Source organism: Chryseobacterium oleae (assembly GCF_900115055.1).
Taxonomy (GTDB): Bacteria; Bacteroidota; Bacteroidia; order Flavobacteriales; family Weeksellaceae; genus Chryseobacterium; species Chryseobacterium oleae.
The window spans coordinates 302,500-322,174 of record NZ_FOVD01000003.1 but is presented as its reverse complement, the minus strand read 5'-3'; the positions used below and the strand labels follow the sequence as shown (position 1 = coordinate 322,174).

Here is a 19,675-nt window from a genome sequence, read left to right as displayed (position 1 = left end):
AATGTTCAATTAAATTATTTCCTTACAAAACTTGCAACATCCTCCTCGGAAACAGAATTTCCGCCAAGAATAATTAATCTTTCCACCACATTTCTCAGTTCTCTGATATTTCCAGTCCATGAAAGCACTTTAAGCGCATCAATTGCTTTATCATCAAATTTTTTCACAGCAGTACCGTGTTCATCGGCAATCATACCGGAAAAATGGTCTACTAGCAATTTGATATCATCTTTTCTGTCATCCAATGGCGGAACATAGATTTCAATCACAGAAAGCCTGTGGTAAAGGTCTTCCCTGAATTTTCCTTCCTCAATTTCCTTCTGCATGTTTTTATTGGTTGCTGCAATCACTCTTACATCAACTTTTATTTCCTTATCGCTTCCCACAGGAGAAACTTTGCTTTCCTGCAATGCCCTCAAGACTTTAGCCTGAGCAATAAGACTCATATCTCCGATCTCATCCAAAAAGATGGTACCGCCGTTAGCCTGCTCAAATTTTCCTTGTTTGTCTTTAATAGCTCCTGTAAAAGAACCTTTTACATGTCCGAAAAGTTCAGATTCAATAAGTTCAGATGGAATAGCCGCACAGTTCACTTCAATCATCGGACCTCTTGCACGCTCACTTTGGTTGTGAATTGCATGAGCTACCAATTCTTTTCCTGCACCGTTCGGTCCTGTGATCAGAACTCTGGCGTCAGAAACAGCTACTTTTTCGATCATATCCTGGATTTTTTTCAAAGCAGGAGAATCACCGATCATCTGGTATTTTTTGTTGACCTTTCTTTTTAAGGTCTTGTTTTCAGTTTGGAGATTTTTATTTTCCTTTTTCAGACTTTCTTTGGCTAAAGCATTTTTCACACTTGTAATCAGTCTGTTGATGTCGATAGGTTTGGAAATAAAGTCATATGCGCCTTCCTTTAAACAAGAAACAGCAGAGTCGATGTCTGCGTGGCCTGAGATCATGATGAATGTGCTTTCAGGCTTCAGGATCATACTTTGCTTTAAAAGTTCTGTTCCGGAAAGTTTAGGCATCTTGATATCAGAGATCACCAATGCGAAATCTTCTTTTTCTATCTGTTTGTAGCCTTCAAGGCCATCTTCAGCGATAACAAATTCGTATTCGGTAAGTTCATCAGAAAGGATACTGTGTAATACTCCCGAGATTGCTTTTTCGTCTTCTACAATAAGGATTTTTTGCATAGTTGCAAATTTAGATTTTTTGATTCAATTATTAGCAAAAACCATACCTAAATATACTATTTTGAGTAATCTCTTCTCCCGAAAATAGCAGATCCAACCCTCACGGAATTGGCACCGCATTCAATGGCAGCCGGGAAATCATCACTCATTCCCATAGATAATGTTTTAAGTGTTTTTAACTGATTTAATTCATCGAAAAGCCCTTTTAAAATTAAAAATTCTTCTTTTACCTGATCTTTATCATCCGTAAATGTCGCCATTCCCATCAGCCCGGTTATTTCAACATTGGAAAACTCTCCATCAATATATTTTTGAAACAAGGTTTTCGCTTCATCAATCTCAAGTCCGAATTTACTTTCCTCTGCCGCAATTTTTACCTGTAACAGGACTTTAATCGCTCTGTCATTCTTACCGGCTTCTTTACTGATCTCAGCAAGAAGTTTTTCAGAGTCCACACTTTGAATAGTATTGATGAACGGAGCAATATATTTTACTTTATTCGTCTGCAAATGCCCGATCAGATGCCATTCTATATCTTTAGGCAGGAGTGGATATTTCTCCATAAGCTCCTGAACTTTATTTTCACCAAAAACTTTCTGTCCCAGATCATAAACCTCCTGAACAGCCTCAACCGGATGTGTTTTTGAAACCGCTACAAGCTGAACTCCTTCCGGAAGCTGATCTTTTATTGCTGTATAATTTTCTTGAATACCCATAAATGCAAATTTCTGAATTATAAAAGGAAAAAACTAATGAATCTGTAAAATTGTTGTTGACAGTTGCTAGTTGCCCGTCGTCAGTCTATCATAACATTGTTACACTGTTACATTGATACATTGTTACATTAATTAAGTATATCATTAATCTTCGGATACTGCGAGATCTTTCTGAACACAAACTTGTTGCTTTTCTGAAGTTTTTCAATAAACATATCCAGCTCATTGATGGAATCTGCGTCCCTTAGGTATTGATCATGGGTAAGGAAGACCAGGTGTCTGGATGTTTTTTCCAGATCGTTAAGGAAGATGCTGTCTACCTTTTTGATCATCGCTTCGTGGCTGCCTTTCAAAGTCATTTTTTGAGAAGGTCTCCATTCAAGGTCCCATCCGATTACTTTGTAGCCGGCTTTTCTAAGACCATTGGCCGCATCGGTTGATCCTTTAATATCTGTCACATTAATATTGTTCAGTCTCCAGATATTTCTGCCTGGAGTTCTGGCTATTTTATCATAAAGCTTAAGACTGTCTTTTGCGATGTCAAAATCACGGACTACAGCATCAGCGTTTTTGTAGAAATCTGTGTATTTGTTGTGGGCGTGGGTAAAGCTGTGATTGGCCAGCTCAATCAGAGGATTGCTTTTCAGAAGCTCCATATCATCTTTCTGTCTTTTGCTTCCATAGGCATGTTTTCCTACCAGAAAGGCAGTGGCACAAACGTTTCTTTTATTTAAGATCTTAAGAAGGTTTTCCGTTCCCTGGTTGGGCCCGTCATCAAAAGTAAGGTAGATAATTCTTTTATCGGTTTCTACACTCTCATCATCTATTTGGGGGACCGTTTGTACGGTGGGATGTTCCTGTGAAGCAATCTGAGCAGATTCTTTCACATCGGTTTTGTCATTACAGCTGTTGAATACCATTGAGGCCGCACTCATCAATGCAGTCATCCCAAGAAAAGTCATGTTTCTTGACTTTTCCCCAAATTTTTTTTTCATAAAGATAATGGAGATTTAAATAGTTAAAAATCGTTAAAATAATGATGAAATATTAACAAATTATATGCCATCAATTGTTAAATTTTTACTTTTTAAGTTTATTTTAAGGAGTTTATTTTAAAGCATATTTCGGATAGAATGCTGGGTTTATGGATTATGTTTTTGTATTCTTTAATTTTAACATTTATAAATACTAAATCCATTTATTTTTTCTATTTGTATTGAGGTTTTCTTATTCTTCCTATATTCGGGAATTATTTTATCTGATGAATTTTAAACATCTATTTATTCTTCTGGTTTCGGCCAATTTATCTGCTCAGAAGATTTCAGGAACCATCTTTTCGGAAAAGCATCAGCCTGTTACGGATGCCAGAATTGGAATTGAGAATGAAGATACTGGAAGTATTACCGATCAAGAAGGAAAATATTTTATTGATCTTACAGGTTTAGATAAAAATAAAATATTGAAAGTAGAGGTAAACGGATACGAGCCTTTTAAGATCAAGATTTCAGATTTTGAAGCTTTATCCCAATATGATATTTCACTCAGTAAAAAAGCGGTTGAAATTGAAAATGTGAATATTGTTCCCAAAAAATATGTTCAAAAGAACTTTGGAACCAGAAATTCGAAAAAAGTGTATTGCGGTTATGATTCCCAGGATGTAAAGAAAATTTTCAGAGAATATGCGATAAAGATTAAAAACCAAAGAAAATTAAAGATTAAAAAAATAAATCTCAATCTAGCTTTATTTGAGATTGACCAGCCTGTTACCCTGATCTTCGATATTCAAAACTCTGCAGGCGATTTTCCCGGAGAATCGGTGGTAAATGAAACATTGAAGCTCACGATAACCAAAGAAGACATCCGGGACAATACCATTTCTTTAGATTTGAATGATAAAAGTATTTGGTTGAATGGGGATTTCTTTGTTTCCGTAAGGGCTTCTGAAGATTTTAAAGGAAGGCTTTTTTTAGGAGGAAATATTTTCGCGTTTTCTAAAAATACCTATTACAGAAATTATTTTGGAGAATGGAAAAAGTTCTCAGCAGGAGAGCCTTCGATTAATGTAGATGTTTTAATAGAGAAATAAATGATTACTCTAGAATTTTCTTGAGATACAACGCATTTTTAATGGCAGCAGTTCCCCAAGTATTATTGAAAAATATAAATGCTTTTCGTTCTGAATGTTTGATTTTTTCCGCAAGAGCATTAATAAACTCTGAGCTGTACTCTGATTTATAGAGAACAGGTTTTCCATGAAGTCTGTAATATAAAATTTCAGGATGATTAATGATTACCTCTTCAGGAAGGTTACCCGGAAAACTTACCCCGGAAAATATAATTTGATGTTCTTTTAAAAAAGTAAAAATTTCATCGGCCCACCAGGATTCATGGCGGAATTCAATAACGTTAACATACTTAAAGTCAAGGCTGGATACGATCAGATCCATATTTTCCTGTGATTTTTTAAAGGAAGGCGGAAACTGGTACAGAAACCCGGAAAGTTTTTCTTGTAAGTGAGTCTGAATGTGGGCGCAGAATTCCGAAATATCTTCTTTTGCTTCTTTCAGACGTTTTTCATGGGAAATGACTTTAGGAATTTTGATGAAGAACTTAAAGTCATCGGAAGTTTCATCATGCCATTTTAGAAGTGTTTTGGCGGTAGGTTTTCTGTAAAAGGTAGAATTGATCTCTACCGTATTGAAAACCCCGGAATATAAAGTAAGAAAGTCTTTACTTTGGGCATTTTCAGGATATAACGACCCTTTCCAGTCGTTATTATAAAATCCCGAACATCCAATGTAAAGACTTCCTTTTTTCATACTTTCTATTTTACATCCGCATCCAGATCTACAGAATTTAAACGTAGTGAATTCAGAATAACAGACAGTGAACTGACACTCATTGCTGCCGCTGCGATCATCGGGGACAATAATATTCCAAAGAAAGGATACAATAATCCTGCCGCTACCGGAATACCCAATACATTATAGATAAAGGCGAAAAACAGATTTTCTTTGATGTTTTTAAGGAGTTTTTCACTTAAGAGTTTGGCTTTTGCGACTCCTAAAATATCTCCTTTTAATAATGTAATCTCTGCACTTTCCATCGCAACATCAGTTCCGGTTCCCATGGCAATTCCTACATTGGATTGAGCCAGAGCAGGGGAGTCATTGATTCCATCGCCGGTCATGGCTACGATTTTGCCTTGCTGCTGCAGTTTTTTCACTTCATTCAGTTTATCTTCCGGAAGACAGCCTGCTTTATAATGCTTGATTCCCAGTTCGTCAGCAACTGCTTTTGCGGTATGTTCATTGTCTCCGGTCATCATGATGACATCAATTCCCTCATTCATCAGACGCTGAACTGCTTTTTTGGAAGTATCTTTAATTTTATCGGTAAAGCTGATGAAGCCCAACACATTTTTATCCTGTGCAATATAAGAGATGGTATGTGCCTTCGACTGTACTTCCACTGCTTTTTGTTTTAATTCCTGTGGAATGGCAAGACTATTTGAGATCAGAAGACCTTCGTTTCCTAAGTAAACCGTTTTTCCATTGATATTTCCCTGAACTCCTTTTCCTGAGATGTTTTCAAACTGATCTACTTTTTCAGCGGTTAAATTTTCTTCTTTTGCTTTTTTAATCACTGCATTAGACAACGGGTGCTCCGAATTTTGGTTGAGAGAAAAAGCCAGTTTTAAGATTTCATTTTTGTCTCCGTTTCCAGATGTTTCAATATATTCTACAGATGGCTTTCCTTCTGTTAGTGTTCCCGTTTTATCGGTGATCAGAACATTTACTTTATGCATTTGTTCCAATGCTTCTGCATTTTTGATCAGGATACCGCTTTTGGCTCCTTTCCCGATTCCTACCATCAGAGACATCGGTGTGGCTAAACCAAGTGCACACGGACAGGCTACAATTAAAACCGCAACAGCATTCACGAAAGCAAATAAACTTCTCTTGCCTTCCGGTCCGAAAAACTGCCATAAAATAAAGGTAAGAACAGCAATAAGAATCACAACAGGGACAAAAACTTTGGAAACTTTGTCAGTTAGTTTCTGGATAGGTGCTCTGCTTCGGCTGGCTTCATTCACCATTTTAATGATCTGGGAAAGAAGGGTTTCATCGCCAACTTTTTCAGCTTTCATGATGAATACTTTATTCCCGTTGATGGTTCCAGAAGAAACTCTGTCATCAATACTTTTCTCTACAGGTACAGGTTCTCCGGTGATCATGCTTTCGTCTACCAAAGAAGTTCCTTCGGTGATCTTTCCGTCAACAGGGATTTTTTCGCCCGGTTTTACTTTTAAAAGATCTCCGATGTTCACCTGAGAAAGCAATACTCTTTTTTCTTCTCCATTCACGATAAGATTGGCTTCGTCAGGCGAAAGATTCATCAGTTCCTTGATGGCATTTCCTGTTTTTTTATGCGCTGCAGCTTCCATCAGTTGTCCTAATATCACAAGGGTTAAAATCACACAGACCGCCTCAAAATACAGCGGAATTTCATGATTGTGCCCTCTGATTTCATGAGGGATAATATCCGGAAAAGCCAATGCCACGATACTGAATATAAATGCTGCGGCAACACCTAAAGCAATCAGGCTGAACATATTTAAGTTCCAGGTTTTGAATGAAACCCAGCCTCTTTTCAGAATAAACCATCCTGAATAAAACAGAACAGGAAGTGTTAGGGCAAGCTCGATGAATCCCTGTATGTTATGGGAAAACGGGAAATTGATGAACATTCCACCCATTGAAAGAATAAAAACAGGAACGGTAAAGGCCAGAGAAATGAAGAATTTCTTTTTTAAAATATTGTAGGTTTCATCCTCTTCATCACTTTCACTGTCGGGCATTCTCACCAGATCCATTCCGCAGATCGGGCAGTCTCCTGGCTCGTCACGGATGATTTCCGGGTGCATAGGACAGGTATATTTTGCTGTTTTCTTTTCGGGATATTTCACCAGATCCATTCCGCAGACAGGGCATCCTACGTTGGAATCATAGGTTTTGTCACCTTCACAATACATCGGGCAGTAATACTTTCCGGCCATATCATCGGTGACTTTTGGTGCTTCATGATTATGGCTGTGGTTATGATGATTATGATGGGAATGAGTCTGCTGGTGATTATGAGAAACCACGTTTTTAGCCATATCTTCGGTGATTTCTTCCAGATGCATGTGGCAAACCGGACAGTCGCCTTTTTCATCATAGACTTTATCTCCTTCACAAAACATCGGACAATAGTATTTTCCTACACTGTCTTTGAAGTTTTCCGGAAGATGGGTTGATGAATAGGTCGGTTTATGATTGGGATCTTTAGCATGCTTTTCCTCGATAGGAACCAGATACATCTTACAGTCAGGACATCTTTCACCCTGTTTGAAATAGACTTTGTCGCCTTCACATTCCATCGGGCAGTAATAGACTGAAGACGGTGAAACCCTGTCCTGAGGTTTTACAAATGCAGTTTCAGGTTTTTTAGGGTCCTCCAGTCTGTATTTATCTCCTAAAGCATTATTTAAAACTGAAAGTTCGATCTCCTTATCGGAAGTGATGGTTGCGGTATGGGTTTCCAGATTGACATCGGCTGTTACTCCCTCAACGCTGTTGAGTTTTTCAGAAATTTTTTTCTGACAACCGGAGCACGTCATTCCGAGTATATTATATTGTCTGTTCATGATCCTTGAATTTATAGTACAAATGTCCAAAATGAATGGCTAATGCTGTTATAAATTTAAGGATAATAGTTATAGAATTTTGCCGGGAGTGGGTTTGAGTGTGGGAGGGTTTTAGGGTGGGAGAGTTAGAGAGTCTGAGAGTGGTAGAGTGTATAAATTGAAAAGTTTGAGAATAGGGACTTTTGATGTTTTATTATCATAGTAACTGAGTTGAGTAACTTAAAATACGTTTACGTTTAAACTCTCCCATACTCAAACTCTCAAACCCTCCGACTCTCTAACTTAAAAGCTGTCCAGGGTTTTCCTTTGATGATCCTTCAGTTTTTTGAATTCTGTAGGGGTAAAACCGGTAATGTTCCGGAACTGGGAAGAAAGATGCTGAACGCTTTTATAACCTAGTTTTCCGGCTATTTCGGTGAGGGTAAATTCATTATAAAGAAGCAGTTCTTTTACCTTTTCAATTTTATGAAGGATAAAGAACTGTTCCAGGGTAATATTTTCGTTTTGGGAAAAGGTTTTGGAAAGGGAGCTGTAGTCTTTATGGATCTTTGAACTTAAGAATTCCGAAAGAAGAAAATCTTCATCAATATCCAGTTCACTGATCTTGAGAATGATCTTGTTTTTGATCTTATCAACCAACTGATGGGTAGAATCCATAATCCTTTCAAAGCCTGTTTCAAGGAGGTTCTTTTCTACAGCCAGCATTTTTTCAGCAGGAATATCCGTTTCAGTCTCGACTTCTCCCAAAGTGACAGAACGTACGCTCACATCTGCCTCACTGAATATTTTTTCTACTGCGGAAATACAGCGGTTGCACACCATGTTTTTGATGAAAATTTTCATGGCTTGCTCAGTCTGTCTTTTACAAATTCGATCTGTGTTTTTCCGTGCGGTGCAGGATTTCCTTCACTGTCCAGGTTCACCATCACAATTTTATCTACGGTGATAATGGTCTGGTGGGTCATTTTATTTCTTACATCACATTTTAAGGTCACGGAAGAAGAACCGAAGTGAGTGGCCTCAATCCCTATTTCTATAATGTCTCCCTGTTTAGCTGAGCTTACAAAATTGATTTCTGAAATAAATTTCGTGACCACTTTTGTATTTTCCAGTTGAATAATGGCATACAATGCGGCTTCTTCGTCAATCCACTGTAAAAGTCTTCCTCCAAAAAGAGAGTGATTCGGGTTCAGGTCTTCGGGTTTTACCCATTTTCTGGTATGGTAGTTCATCTTTTAATAATTTGCTTCACAAATTTAGTGTTAAAAACTGGGTTTATCAAGGAAACTGTATTTACTGATCTGAAGGAAATGATTCATTTTCTCAATCATATTTTCTTGGAGCGCATAGCTTTTACTTTTTTGATGGTGTTATCATATAAAAACTTTTGATACTCGCTACTTTCAACCGAAAAAATAGCCACTTTACTGTCTTCATTATGATGAATTCCGAATCCGTAACGTTTGGCCAAAGGGGAGGACCTGAGGCAGGGTTGACCTTTTGAGAAGAAATCGATTCTTGCCTGTGGCTTTTCACTATCAGAAATGTCGTTTTTTACAGCATAGCATTCAAAAACAATATCATCAGAAGAATACCGGTAAGGTTCTTTTACAATCTGCTCATACTGAAGTTTAGCTAAGGTTTTTACTTTCTTTTCAGGAGGGACTTCAGCATTTGATACCGGGCAGTCGTCAGCGATTTCAATAAAAGTATTGGTGTAATTGGTGGTATGTATCATATATATAATAGGTATGGTGATTGGAATACAAATGTATGTAATGTTTAGTCCGGATTACTCCCGGAATTCCAAAATATCTCCGGGCTGACAGTCTAGTGCTTTGCAGATAGCATCCAGGGTGCTGAAACGGATGGCCTTGGCTTTTCCGGTCTTTAGATTTGAGATGTTGGATAGGGTGAGATTGATCCTTTCTGAGAGCTCATTCAGTGACATTTTTCTCTTGGCCATCATCACATCAAGGTTTATTATAATAGGCATAGTGATTATATTGGGTTATATTTGCTGTTTCGGGGATTTCTAAATTGCTTTTTATTATGTTAACTAACTTTAACTTTAAGCGAATTTCGGTAAAAATTTATTGAATAACAATACTTAATTGATGCTAATTAATAAAATAAAGGTATGAATTCAATAGGAGGTGAGAAATACTTGAAAAAAAACTTTGATTTTAATTTATTAATTGTATCTTGCATACGTTTATATTTGGAATCAATATTTGTTCATTAATTTATGTTGTTTTTCTCTTATATATCAAATTTTTATTAATATTTAATTTTTATTTAAAATGAACATTTTTGTTTCAAACATCAATTACGCAACTAAAGAATATGAGTTGCACGATCTATTCGCAGAATTTGGTGATGTATCATCAGCTAAAATCGTTACAGACAGAGAAACTGGCCGTTCAAGAGGTTTCGGTTTTGTAGAAATGGGTGATGAAGAAGGAAAGCAAGCTATCGAAGCTCTTAACCAGAAAGAATTCAACGGAAAAGAGTTGAACGTATCTGAAGCTAAGCCAAGAGAAGAAAAGCCAAGAAGAAGCTTTGACAACAACAGAGGAGGAGGTTACGGAGGAAACAACAATAGAGGCGGCGGTAGCGGCTACGGTGGTGGAAACAACCGTGGTGGTAACGGCGGCGGAAATCGTTGGTAAAAATATAAGGCGGCTTTTTAGCCGCTTTTTTTATGCATTATTTATCCCTTTTTAAAATAGATTTTAGAAAGGGATATTTTTTTGCATTCATAATTAAGAATACTTCAGATCAAAGGCGAAATTTGTGGAATAAATAAAAATTAAGCACTCTCGCGTATTATATGCATACAGTAGATTAACAAATATAGAAATCTGCATCATCTGATTAATCTGCGTGAAATAATCATCTGATCTGTATTCGTTCAGTTTTTGAGATTGATCTATTAACCATATTTTTTTCTCGCAAAGATGTTACATTAGGAATGTATATTTTAAGGAATTGCAAAGACGTAATCAATCAAGATCGATTCGACTAAGCGAACGTGTTAAAGTAGATAAAAAAAATAGGAGCTAAAACAAAAAAGCCGTTTCACAACTATGAAACGGCTTTATATATTTATTTCTCCCTGATCAGCATGACTGCATCCTCATAGTAGATATTGTATTGCTTATTGTACGAGGCTTTTTCTCTTGTTATACTTGGGAAAATAATTTTGATATGGTATTTGCCCAGGTCACTTTCCATTGCAATTTCCTTTACGCGTACGGTTTCTGTCTTCCTTGAATTGTCTTCAAACAGCTTATTCATAGCTGAACTGAAATCTACGGCTTCTTTCGAATTCAGACTTACTTTAATTGACCTTGCGTTATTCACCTCGGTCTGATTATCAATCTGAAATGTATCCCCATTAATGGTTCTGGATTCCTGATTAAAGCTGTTAAAATTAATCAGATATTGGTATCCGTGAATAAGGATAATCTTCGTTTCAGATTCTAAAACAAGTCTTTCTAGTTTTGAAACGTCTGAAATTTTATCTACGTGGGTAAAAGCATTTCTAATACTGTTATTGATTCCCCATGAAGTAGGGCTATCAAAATCACGGACTAAAAGTTCCTTTGTTTTAGGATCGAGCAGGGTTAAAAGGAAATCTTTCTGTTTTCTTTCTGCCAGGAAGCCAAACTTATCGGCAATTTCGTCAACCAGTTTATCTGATATTTTCTTTTGAAAGTCTATTTTATTATTAACCAAAAGTTTGTTTTGGCTCAATAGCGTCATCAATTGGTTCTGCTGGCTTCTTTTTGCAACGCTGAATGCATTCAAATACGGAAAAATTAAAGAAAAGACTCCAAATACAAACAGGCTTATCGGAATAAATTTGATACTTGCTTTTTTATTCAATACAAAATAAACAACTACGCTCAACAGCCATAATGCCAGCAACAATACGAAATATCTGGGCTCTGTATAACCGTATTCTAATATTCTTGTAAATATCGCCGTAAATAATAGGACTATCAATGGAATGATGGTGTAGTAAAACAGCTTTGAAAACACTTTTACCCACGATTTTGCTTTTTCTTCTTTAAGTGGGTAAACGAGCAGTAACGCAAGTATTCCCACAATGCTGTAAGCCAGTACCAGATAAGAAACCCAGCCGCGTGGAAGCTCCCAGTTGATGACTATTTTAAATGAGTAGATATAAAGAATAATCAGATAAATGAAAAGCAACGGAATCAGGACGAATTGAGTGAAAAATTTTAAGATGACAGGATAAGTCCCGTCTTTTTCAAGATAATCCAACCCGGTTTCATTAAACAAAAGGAAGATAAAACAGCTTCCGAAAATAGCTAAAGTATAAAACGTATCTATATAAAGATTATCGTTGAAATTAAAATCGAATAATTTGTCTACCGCCAGAATCGCCAGCTCCACACCTCCCGTAAGAACCCCGGTGAATACGGCTGTAAGAAAGATATTCACGAAAAGATTCTTGTTGTACTGCCAGAAATTGAGTTCTTTATTCTTTTCTAAAAATGCAGCAAAAGAAACCAGCAAATGAGACAGCAGAAATGTAATCGCAATGATGAAGCCATGAACCTCATTAAAATCTTTTTCTCTTTCGGGCAGAATGAAAAAAAATCCTACCAGGAAAACAGTTCCCAATCCTTCTAATAATAATCTTTTTCCAATTCTTTGCGAAAGGATTTTTACAGCAAACATCAAAGAAATTCCAAGGCAGCAGCAGGCAATGAATTTTGAATGCGTAAAGAAAAACTCCTTGTCATATCTGTTATTCACGACCAAAATAGCCCCGATTGAAGAGAGCAGGGCCATGACTAAAACCATAGGATAGCGTAAGATGACGTCCTGTGCTTTTCCGGTTATTTCCTGGAATTTCGTTTTCATGATTTGGCTGGTATTTGACTAAACTAGTCCTTTTTCTTTTTTTTCTTCTTGTCCTTGTCTTTATTATCCTTACTGTCTTTATCTTTTGCTTTTACCTTTTTCACCTTTTTTGGGTTTAAGATTTCTTCCGCATACTCAAATTTTGGTTCTTCAATTTTGGCCGGAACGATTTCAATTTTAAGGTCGAAATAATTCTTCAGGTCATCCTGAGATATTAATTTTTCGTTAAATAAAAACTCCAGAATCTCCTTTCCTGAATCGTTGAAAAAATTATGGGAGAGCTCTTTTAACAGAAATTTTCGGTATTCCTCAGACGGAACAACTACGGTGTATTTAAAGATTCTTCCTTCTTTTTGAGTCGTGATATAACCTTTCTCCACCAGTATTTTAAGGTAGGTAGACACGGTGTTCTGATGCGGCTTCGGTTCAGGATGCTGCTCCATGATGTCTTTAAGATAAAAAGATTCAAGCTTCCAAAACAGCTTCATAAAATTCTCCTCAGCAGCGGTAAGATGATTTATTTTCATAGAATGTTCTTAATGTTGAAATTGTATATTGCAATAAAGATAAATAAAAGATACCACAAATGCTATTCCGGCACCCATAAATACTTCCTTTACCGTATGTCTTTTTAAAATAATCCTTGTGAGTCCCACCAAAGCAGCGATCCCAAGCCATACCAATCCTGCTTTCCAGTTCAGGGTGAAAAATAAGGCGGCTACAAATACATTAAAGGCTGTATGCATCGAGCTTTTAATATAAAAATTACTGATCTGCATGGTGAAAATAAGGATCAGAATAAACAGCATGACAAGGTCGATATATCCGTTTCTGAAATAGTTGAAAATAAGATAAGCTACGACACAGGCAGCAATGAAGATATACAGTGTTTTCCTTTGTACACGGTCTGAAACATCCATATTGGTATACCTGCCGGTCTTTACGTTCCATACCAGCCAGATAACTACCGGAGCAATAATCATCAATAATATAGGCGCAAAATAAAGTATAGAGTCTTTTAAGGAGTATTCTCTTACACTCATATAAATAAAGAAAATAAATAAAGAAACGAGCGGATTGAAAAAATCTGAGATGATTTTTGACATTTTATGTACCAGTAAAGGCTGTTTTTCGTCCATGTTCAAGTTTAAAATTCAAATATAACACTATAAGCAAAAAAACAATTAGTATGTATACGATAAAAACAAAGTTTTTTTTATAATTTTGCTCAAATATTCATCATAAAAAAGCAAGAGCTAGCACATGAAAGAATTTTCTAAAGAGGTATACCTGAAGTGGTATGAAGATATGACAATGTGGAGAAGGTTTGAAGACAAATGCCGTTCTCTTTATCTAAAACAAAAGATCAGAGGTTTTTTACATTTGTATAACGGTCAGGAGGCTATCCCTGCCGGCTTCACGCATGCAATGGATTTAACGAAGGACAGTATGATTACTGCTTACAGATGCCACATCCATCCAATGGCGATGGGAGTAGATCCTAAGAGAATCATGGCGGAACTTTGCGGTAAAGCTACCGGAACATCCGGAGGGATGGGTGGTTCTATGCACATTTTCAGCAAAGAGCACCGTTTCTATGGTGGACACGGTATTGTAGGAGGACAGATTCCTTTGGGAGCTGGAATTGCTTTTGCAGATAAGTATTATGACAGAAAAGCTGTAAACATCTGTTTCTTCGGAGACGGAGCAGCAAGACAGGGATCGCTTCATGAAACATTCAATATGGCGATGAACTGGAAACTTCCTGTAGTATTTGTGGTTGAAAACAACCAGTATGCCATGGGAACTTCTGTGAAAAGAACTGCCAACCACGAAGATATCTATAAATTAGGTCTTGGATACGAAATGCCTTGCCTTGCCGTAGATGCAATGGACCCTGAAAAAGTAGCTGAAGCAGCTTACGAAGCTATTGAAAGAGCGAGAAGAGGAGACGGACCTACTTTTATTGAAGCCAGAACATACCGTTACAGAGGACACTCTATGTCTGACGCCGAACCTTACAGAAGCAAGGAAGAGGTAGCTATTCATAAGAATGATGATCCTATGGAACTGGTAAAACATAGAATTCTGGAAAACGGATGGGCTACAGAAGCAGAATTGGAAGCGGTAGACAACAAATCAAGAGATTTTGTGGATGAGTGTATCGAATTCATGGAAAACTCTCCTTATCCGGATGCAGACAAAATCTATGAATATGTTTATGCTCAGGAAAACTATCCATTCTTAGACAAATTAGAAAACTAAAAAATAATTTGCTGATTCGATGATAGATGATGTGTACATACGCTGTTCACTGTTCTTATCATCCACATCATCATATTAACAAATTAACACAATAAATTATGGCAGAAGTAATTACGATGCCCCGCCTTTCCGACACTATGACGGAAGGTAAAGTGGCGAAATGGCATAAAAAAGTAGGAGATCAGGTAAAAGAAGGAGATATTTTAGCCGAAATTGAAACAGATAAAGCTGTTCAGGATTTCGAATCTGAAATAAACGGAACTCTTTTATACGTAGGTGTAGAAGAAGGCGCTGCTGCTGCTGTAGACTCTGTTTTAGCGATTATAGGAAATGAAGGGGAAGATATTTCAGGATTAACCGGTGGAGCTGCTGCTCCTGCTGCAGGTGGTTCTGAAGAGAAAAAATCTGAAGAAGAATCCAAAACAGAAAATAATGCTACCAGCGTTGAGCAGACTACTGCTGAAGTTCCTGCCGGTGTAGAAATTATTACCATGCCAAGACTTTCTGATACAATGACAGAAGGTAAAGTTGCTAAATGGCACAAAAACGTAGGCGATACAGTAAAAGAAGGAGATCTTCTTGCTGAGATCGAAACAGATAAAGCCGTTCAGGATTTTGAATCTGAATTTAACGGTGTATTATTGAAGCAAGGTGTAGAAGAAGGTGGTGCGGCTCCTGTAGATTCAGTTTTAGCGATTATCGGTCCTGCGGGAACAGATATTTCTGCGGTAGGTGCTCCAAAGGCAGCTGCTCAGATTTCTGAAAAGCCTGCTGAACAAAAAACTGAAGCTAAAGCAGAAGAAAAGGCTGCTCCGGCTGTAAGTTCTTCATCTTCTGACAGAGTAGCGATTTCTCCGTTGGCTAAGAAAATGGCTCAGGACAAAGGTGTTGATATCAGCAGCGTAAATGGTTCAGGTGAAAACGGAAGAATTGTTAAAAAAGATATTGAAAATTATCAGCCATCTGCTCAGACGCAGGCTCAACCTTCTGTTTCTGCTCCGGCAGCAGCTCAGGTTGCATTGAGCTTCGTTCAGGGTGAAGATACTGAGACTCCAAACTCTCAGGTAAGAAATATTATTGCAAAACGTCTTGCTGAAAGTAAATTCTCTGCTCCACACTATTACCTGATGGTAGAGATCAATATGGATAAAGCGATTGAGGCCAGAAAAGAAATCAACTCTTTACCGGATACTAAAATCTCTTTCAATGATATGATCATTAAGGCGACTGCTGTTGCTTTAAGAAAACATCCTCAGGTGAATTCAAGCTGGGCGGGAGACAAGATCATCCACAGAGGGAATATCAATGTGGGTGTAGCTGTAGCTATTCCTGATGGATTAGTGGTTCCTGTACTTAAAAATACAGATCAGATGAACTACACGCAAATTTCTGCAGCGGTGAAAGATATGGCTTCAAGAGCGAAAAGCAAAGGTCTTAAAGCTAATGAAATGGAAGGTTCTACATTCTCGATTTCAAATCTGGGGATGTTCGGAATCGAAACATTTACAAGTATCATCAACCAGCCGAATTCTGCGATCCTTTCAGTAGGTGCAATCATTGAAAAACCGATTGTTAAAGACGGTCAGATTGTAGTAGGAAACATTATGAAGCTTTCATTAGCATGTGACCACAGAGTGGTAGACGGTGCTACCGGAGCTCAGTTCTTACAGACTTTAAAAACATATCTGGAAAGTCCTCTAACGCTGTTACTGTAACAGTCCCGGATTGTAAAATAGTAAAACCTCCCAATTTCGGGAGGTTTTTTTTATTTCAAAATTTGATTCTACTGTTTTATTTTCTGACATTTTAATAATGCTGAGTTTTTTATATTCTGATTGTATTGCTGTTTTAAACTTTATAAAGATTCTGCTTTTCAAAATATTGCTTTTATGCAATTTTTTTCTTTAAAAAAGTTGTTGAGATTTGAGTTTTATGGGTGAACTTTAAAATCAAATTAGTACTTTTGGGTTATGATTAAAGCGAGTAATATCCATAAGTCTTATGGGAATTTAGAAGTATTGAAAGGAGTGGATATCCATATCAAAATGGGTGAAGTTGTTTCTATTGTAGGTGAATCCGGAGCGGGGAAATCTACATTGCTTCAGATTCTGGGAACTTTAGATCTACCAAGCAATTCCAATAAGTACAATACGGAGATAAGTATTGCGGGAGAATCTTTTATCAATATGAATGATAAGCAGCTTTCAAAATTCAGGAATCAGAACATTGGTTTTGTATTTCAGTTTCATCAGCTTCTTCCGGAATTTACAGCTTTAGAAAATGTATTACTCCCTACTAAAATAGGAGGAGCCAATGAAAAAGAGGCTTTAGACAAGGCATATGCTCTATTTGAGGACCTAAAGATCGAACAGAGACTGAATCATAAGCCTAATCAATTGTCGGGAGGAGAAGCACAAAGAGTTGCCGTAGCAAGAGCTTTGATCAATTCTCCGAAAATTATTTTTGCAGATGAGCCTACAGGAAACTTAGATTCAAAGAATGCTGATGATCTTCACCGTTTATTTTTTGATTTGAGAGACAAGTACAATCAAACCTTCGTGATTGTGACACATAACCCTAATCTTGCAGAAATTACAGACAGAAAGCTGGTTATGAAAGATGGTATGATCGTCGAATAAAAAACTTTAATCCTGATGAAAAAAAATATTTTCCTGTTTCTTTTTATTATCTTCTGCTCTAAAGCGGAATCTCAGGAAAATAATGTATCCGGGGTTCTTCCTGCGACAAAGATAGTGGAGATTAAAAATTTTGTGAAGGGGAAAAACTATAATCAGGATCTGGCTATTTTTATTAACTTTAAAACATATTCCGGAAAGTATAGATACTTTGTGTATGATCTGAAAAACGATAAAGTACTTCAGAAAGCTATTGTTTCTCATGGTTCAGGATCTGTAATTCAGAATTCAGAAACTCTTAAATTCAGTAATACCGAAGGTTCGTATCAGTCTTCACTCGGGAAATATGAAATATTAGGAAGTTACAACGGGAAATTCGGAAAAGCGTATCGGCTAAATGGCCTTGATTCTACTAATAACAACGCCATGCAGCGGGCAATAGTATTGCATTCTTTAGGGTGTGTTCCGGATCAGGAAGGTCAAAGTCGGGCCTGTTTAAGTTTAGGGTGCCCAATGCTTTCTTTGAAGGCCTTGACCCAGAGTGCAAAATATCTTGACGAATCTAAAAATCCAATCATATTGTATGCATTTTATTAAATTCATTTAAACCTTGCAGTTAATATTTTATAATGAAGGTTCTAACTTCTAACATCTAATGTCTAACCTCTAATTAAACAAAATGACTATAAAATTTCTTGCAGAAGACGACAGACCCAGAGAGAAGTTTTTACTGAAAGGTAAAAATTCACTTTCTGATTCCGAGCTGCTGGCGATCATCATGGGAAGCGGAAGCAGAGATGAGAGTGCATTGGAGCTGGCAAGAAAGATTTTGGCATCCGTTAATAACAACTGGCACCAGCTCAGCCTGCTTTCCAGTAAAGATCTGATGAAATTTAAAGGAGTAGGTGAGGTAAAGGCGATTTCTATCATCGCAGCATTAGAGATTGGAAAAAGAAGATCTGTTCAGGAAATTCCTTACAGACCTATCATTTCAAATAGCAGTGATGCCTATTTGATTCTTAAAAATCATCTGTCAGATTTAAGAACTGAGGAATTTTGGGCCGTATTTCTAAATCAGAGCAATAAAGTGGTTCATATCGCAAAACTAACGCAGGGAGGAATAAGCCAGTCTATTGTGGATGTAAGAATTCTATTTAAAACAGCTCTTGATCATTTCTCAACAGGGATTATCATAGCCCACAATCATCCTTCAGGAAGTTTAAAACCAAGCACAGAAGATCTCAATATCACAGAAAAAATTAAAGAAGCCGGAAGCACTCTAAGCATCCAGCTTTTAGACCACATTATTATTACGCAGGATACCTATTGTAGTTTCTCAGATGAAGGATTATTATGATTAGAAGAGTGAAATACAACCAGATAGATTTTGAAAAATATACAGAATGTCTGGAGAATTCAGTGCAACGAAATTGGTATTCGCAAAAACGAATTTTGGATCAGCTTTCTGGAAACTGGCATGTTTTAATATATAAAGATTATGAGGCTGTAATGCCTATTCATATTTATAAAAAATTTGGAATCAATTTTGTCCATATGCCGCTTTTTTGCCAGCAGCTAGGTGTTTTTTCAAAAGCTGATGATCCGAAAATCAATGATGCGTTTTTATATTTTCTAAAGAAAAATTATACCGTTTTTTTATATTTGTTTAATCAGGATAATACTTTTTCAACTCCATTACAAAAAAAGAAAAATTATGTTATTCCTATTTCAGATTACTCTGTATTAAAGAGGAAAAAGTACTTTAAAGGGAGGAAATCTACTATAAAAGCGTCTCAGCATCTTATTTATAAAGAAATTGAATTTGATGAGCAAGTGATGTTGTTTTTCAAAAATAATTTTAAAGGACTTACTAAAGAAGCAGATTGGATAAAACTCAAAATATATATTCTATTTCTTTTAGAAAATAATGTACTTAAATTTTGTGGGTCTTATTTTAATGATTCATTGATTAATTTAGCTGTTTTGATCAAAGATGAAAAACAGTTTTCGCTATTAAGTTTGATCAATGATGAAGACTATAAAGCAGAGAATGGGGCCTCTTTTCTGATCGACAAGATTTTGAGTTTATATATTCATGAGAAATCTCTCAATTTTATGGGAAGTAACATCCGTGGAATTGAAGTTTTTTTCAAAAGTTTTGGTGCAGAGCTCCATGAATATGGTTTTATTGAGAATAAATTTCTTAAAAGATTTTCTTAACAAGACGTTATTTAGATTTGTTCTAAATATTATTTGTAACTTTATAACATT

Annotated in this window: 20 protein-coding genes; 8 read left to right on the top strand and 12 right to left on the bottom strand. The window is 36.6% G+C overall.

Annotated elements, in window-relative coordinates; all coding sequences use genetic code 11:
• Window positions 1-14: 14 nt before the first annotated feature.
• From BM143_RS12115 to BM143_RS12105, 3 genes are all read right to left on the bottom strand, one after another.
• Window positions 15-1,199, bottom strand: a complete 1,185-nt coding sequence (locus BM143_RS12115; RefSeq protein WP_090024715.1) for a sigma-54-dependent transcriptional regulator — start codon at window positions 1,197-1,199, stop codon at window positions 15-17.
• Between the two features lie 56 nt (window positions 1,200-1,255).
• Window positions 1,256-1,915, bottom strand: a complete 660-nt coding sequence (locus BM143_RS12110) for a YggS family pyridoxal phosphate-dependent enzyme (protein ID WP_090024714.1) — start codon at window positions 1,913-1,915, stop codon at window positions 1,256-1,258.
• Window positions 1,916-2,043: 128 nt separating this feature from the next.
• On the bottom strand, window positions 2,044-2,910 hold the full coding sequence (locus tag BM143_RS12105; RefSeq protein WP_090024713.1) for a polysaccharide deacetylase family protein: 867 nt from the start codon (window positions 2,908-2,910) through the stop codon (window positions 2,044-2,046).
• A gap of 266 nt (window positions 2,911-3,176) precedes the next feature.
• On the opposite strand from BM143_RS12105, the gene BM143_RS12100 reads away from it, so the two are divergent.
• A complete protein-coding gene (locus BM143_RS12100; RefSeq protein WP_090024712.1) occupies window positions 3,177-4,001 on the top strand; it encodes a carboxypeptidase-like regulatory domain-containing protein in 825 nt (274 codons plus the stop codon).
• Window positions 4,002-4,005: 4 nt separating this feature from the next.
• Here BM143_RS12100 and BM143_RS12095 read toward each other — a convergent pair whose 3' ends face one another.
• The 6 genes from BM143_RS12095 to BM143_RS12070 all read right to left on the bottom strand — a co-directional run bounded on the left by BM143_RS12095 (window position 4,006) and on the right by BM143_RS12070 (window position 9,600).
• Entirely contained in the window at window positions 4,006-4,734 is a 729-nt protein-coding gene (locus BM143_RS12095) for a DUF72 domain-containing protein (RefSeq protein ID WP_090024711.1), read from the bottom strand.
• Window positions 4,735-4,739: 5 nt separating this feature from the next.
• Window positions 4,740-7,604, bottom strand: coding sequence for a heavy metal translocating P-type ATPase (locus tag BM143_RS12090; RefSeq protein WP_090024710.1), 2,865 nt, complete (start codon window positions 7,602-7,604; stop codon window positions 4,740-4,742).
• 282 nt (window positions 7,605-7,886) lie between these two features.
• Window positions 7,887-8,447, bottom strand: coding sequence for a helix-turn-helix domain-containing protein (locus BM143_RS12085; protein WP_090024709.1), 561 nt, complete (start codon window positions 8,445-8,447; stop codon window positions 7,887-7,889).
• A complete protein-coding gene (locus BM143_RS12080; protein ID WP_034727696.1) occupies window positions 8,444-8,836 on the bottom strand; it encodes an acyl-CoA thioesterase in 393 nt (130 codons plus the stop codon). The genes BM143_RS12085 and BM143_RS12080 overlap by 4 nt, the downstream gene beginning before the upstream one ends.
• Window positions 8,837-8,931: 95 nt before the next feature.
• On the bottom strand, window positions 8,932-9,342 hold the full coding sequence (locus BM143_RS12075; protein ID WP_090024708.1) for a DUF6157 family protein: 411 nt from the start codon (window positions 9,340-9,342) through the stop codon (window positions 8,932-8,934).
• A 54-nt stretch (window positions 9,343-9,396) separates the two neighbouring features.
• Window positions 9,397-9,600 (bottom strand): helix-turn-helix domain-containing protein, encoded by a 204-nt coding sequence (locus tag BM143_RS12070; RefSeq protein WP_034727699.1) that lies wholly within the window; start codon window positions 9,598-9,600, stop codon window positions 9,397-9,399.
• Between the two features lie 307 nt (window positions 9,601-9,907).
• Between BM143_RS12070 and BM143_RS12065 the strand changes: the two genes are divergently transcribed.
• On the top strand, window positions 9,908-10,276 hold the full coding sequence (locus BM143_RS12065; RefSeq protein WP_034727704.1) for an RNA recognition motif domain-containing protein: 369 nt from the start codon (window positions 9,908-9,910) through the stop codon (window positions 10,274-10,276).
• Window positions 10,277-10,712: 436 nt separating this feature from the next.
• Here BM143_RS12065 and BM143_RS12060 read toward each other — a convergent pair whose 3' ends face one another.
• The 3 genes from BM143_RS12060 to BM143_RS12050 are packed head-to-tail and all read right to left on the bottom strand — an operon-like array spanning window position 10,713 to window position 13,642.
• A complete protein-coding gene (locus tag BM143_RS12060; RefSeq protein WP_090024707.1) occupies window positions 10,713-12,503 on the bottom strand; it encodes a DUF4153 domain-containing protein in 1,791 nt (596 codons plus the stop codon).
• A 23-nt stretch (window positions 12,504-12,526) separates the two neighbouring features.
• Window positions 12,527-13,030 carry a BlaI/MecI/CopY family transcriptional regulator gene (locus BM143_RS12055; protein ID WP_090024706.1) on the bottom strand — a complete coding sequence of 168 codons (504 nt, stop codon included), beginning with the start codon at window positions 13,028-13,030 and terminating at the stop codon, window positions 12,527-12,529.
• Window positions 13,031-13,039: 9 nt separating this feature from the next.
• The gene (locus BM143_RS12050) at window positions 13,040-13,642 is read right to left on the bottom strand and encodes a phosphatase PAP2 family protein (RefSeq protein WP_090024705.1); all 603 of its coding nucleotides are present in this window, start codon (window positions 13,640-13,642) and stop codon (window positions 13,040-13,042) included.
• Between the two features lie 124 nt (window positions 13,643-13,766).
• Between BM143_RS12050 and pdhA the strand changes: the two genes are divergently transcribed.
• The 6 genes from pdhA to BM143_RS12015 all read left to right on the top strand — a co-directional run bounded on the left by pdhA (window position 13,767) and on the right by BM143_RS12015 (window position 19,624).
• Window positions 13,767-14,768, top strand: a complete 1,002-nt coding sequence (gene pdhA / locus BM143_RS12045) for a pyruvate dehydrogenase (acetyl-transferring) E1 component subunit alpha (protein ID WP_047453401.1) — start codon at window positions 13,767-13,769, stop codon at window positions 14,766-14,768.
• Window positions 14,769-14,866: 98 nt separating this feature from the next.
• Window positions 14,867-16,483 (top strand): 2-oxo acid dehydrogenase subunit E2, encoded by a 1,617-nt coding sequence (locus BM143_RS12040; RefSeq protein WP_090024704.1) that lies wholly within the window; start codon window positions 14,867-14,869, stop codon window positions 16,481-16,483.
• 255 nt (window positions 16,484-16,738) lie between these two features.
• Window positions 16,739-17,407, top strand: coding sequence for an ABC transporter ATP-binding protein (locus tag BM143_RS12030; RefSeq protein WP_034727716.1), 669 nt, complete (start codon window positions 16,739-16,741; stop codon window positions 17,405-17,407).
• A gap of 15 nt (window positions 17,408-17,422) precedes the next feature.
• Window positions 17,423-18,001, top strand: a complete 579-nt coding sequence (locus BM143_RS12025; RefSeq protein ID WP_228430782.1) for a murein L,D-transpeptidase catalytic domain-containing protein — start codon at window positions 17,423-17,425, stop codon at window positions 17,999-18,001.
• Between the two features lie 82 nt (window positions 18,002-18,083).
• On the top strand, window positions 18,084-18,761 hold the full coding sequence (radC, locus tag BM143_RS12020) for a RadC family protein (RefSeq protein WP_090024701.1): 678 nt from the start codon (window positions 18,084-18,086) through the stop codon (window positions 18,759-18,761).
• The gene (locus BM143_RS12015) at window positions 18,758-19,624 is read left to right on the top strand and encodes a hypothetical protein (protein WP_090024700.1); all 867 of its coding nucleotides are present in this window, start codon (window positions 18,758-18,760) and stop codon (window positions 19,622-19,624) included. Before radC ends, BM143_RS12015 begins: the two co-directional genes overlap by 4 nt.
• The last annotated feature ends 51 nt before the right edge of the window (window positions 19,625-19,675 follow it).

What these genes read in the sequence shown, in the direction of transcription:
- BM143_RS12115 (WP_090024715.1), bottom strand. Translation starts at nt 1,199, where the DNA reads ATGCAAAAAATCCTTATTGTAGAAGACGAAAAAGCAATCTCGGGAGTA.
- BM143_RS12110 (WP_090024714.1), bottom strand. Translation starts at nt 1,915, where the DNA reads ATGGGTATTCAAGAAAATTATACAGCAATAAAAGATCAGCTTCCGGAA.
- BM143_RS12105 (WP_090024713.1), bottom strand. Translation starts at nt 2,910, where the DNA reads ATGAAAAAAAAATTTGGGGAAAAGTCAAGAAACATGACTTTTCTTGGG.
- BM143_RS12100 (WP_090024712.1), top strand. Translation starts at nt 3,177, where the DNA reads ATGAATTTTAAACATCTATTTATTCTTCTGGTTTCGGCCAATTTATCT.
- BM143_RS12095 (WP_090024711.1), bottom strand. Translation starts at nt 4,734, where the DNA reads ATGAAAAAAGGAAGTCTTTACATTGGATGTTCGGGATTTTATAATAAC.
- BM143_RS12090 (WP_090024710.1), bottom strand. Translation starts at nt 7,604, where the DNA reads ATGAACAGACAATATAATATACTCGGAATGACGTGCTCCGGTTGTCAG.
- BM143_RS12085 (WP_090024709.1), bottom strand. Translation starts at nt 8,447, where the DNA reads ATGAAAATTTTCATCAAAAACATGGTGTGCAACCGCTGTATTTCCGCA.
- BM143_RS12080 (WP_034727696.1), bottom strand. Translation starts at nt 8,836, where the DNA reads ATGAACTACCATACCAGAAAATGGGTAAAACCCGAAGACCTGAACCCG.
- BM143_RS12075 (WP_090024708.1), bottom strand. Translation starts at nt 9,342, where the DNA reads ATGATACATACCACCAATTACACCAATACTTTTATTGAAATCGCTGAC.
- BM143_RS12070 (WP_034727699.1), bottom strand. Translation starts at nt 9,600, where the DNA reads ATGCCTATTATAATAAACCTTGATGTGATGATGGCCAAGAGAAAAATG.
- BM143_RS12065 (WP_034727704.1), top strand. Translation starts at nt 9,908, where the DNA reads ATGAACATTTTTGTTTCAAACATCAATTACGCAACTAAAGAATATGAG.
- BM143_RS12060 (WP_090024707.1), bottom strand. Translation starts at nt 12,503, where the DNA reads ATGAAAACGAAATTCCAGGAAATAACCGGAAAAGCACAGGACGTCATC.
- BM143_RS12055 (WP_090024706.1), bottom strand. Translation starts at nt 13,030, where the DNA reads ATGAAAATAAATCATCTTACCGCTGCTGAGGAGAATTTTATGAAGCTG.
- BM143_RS12050 (WP_090024705.1), bottom strand. Translation starts at nt 13,642, where the DNA reads ATGGACGAAAAACAGCCTTTACTGGTACATAAAATGTCAAAAATCATC.
- pdhA (WP_047453401.1), top strand. Translation starts at nt 13,767, where the DNA reads ATGAAAGAATTTTCTAAAGAGGTATACCTGAAGTGGTATGAAGATATG.
- BM143_RS12040 (WP_090024704.1), top strand. Translation starts at nt 14,867, where the DNA reads ATGGCAGAAGTAATTACGATGCCCCGCCTTTCCGACACTATGACGGAA.
- BM143_RS12030 (WP_034727716.1), top strand. Translation starts at nt 16,739, where the DNA reads ATGATTAAAGCGAGTAATATCCATAAGTCTTATGGGAATTTAGAAGTA.
- BM143_RS12025 (WP_228430782.1), top strand. Translation starts at nt 17,423, where the DNA reads ATGAAAAAAAATATTTTCCTGTTTCTTTTTATTATCTTCTGCTCTAAA.
- radC (WP_090024701.1), top strand. Translation starts at nt 18,084, where the DNA reads ATGACTATAAAATTTCTTGCAGAAGACGACAGACCCAGAGAGAAGTTT.
- BM143_RS12015 (WP_090024700.1), top strand. Translation starts at nt 18,758, where the DNA reads ATGATTAGAAGAGTGAAATACAACCAGATAGATTTTGAAAAATATACA.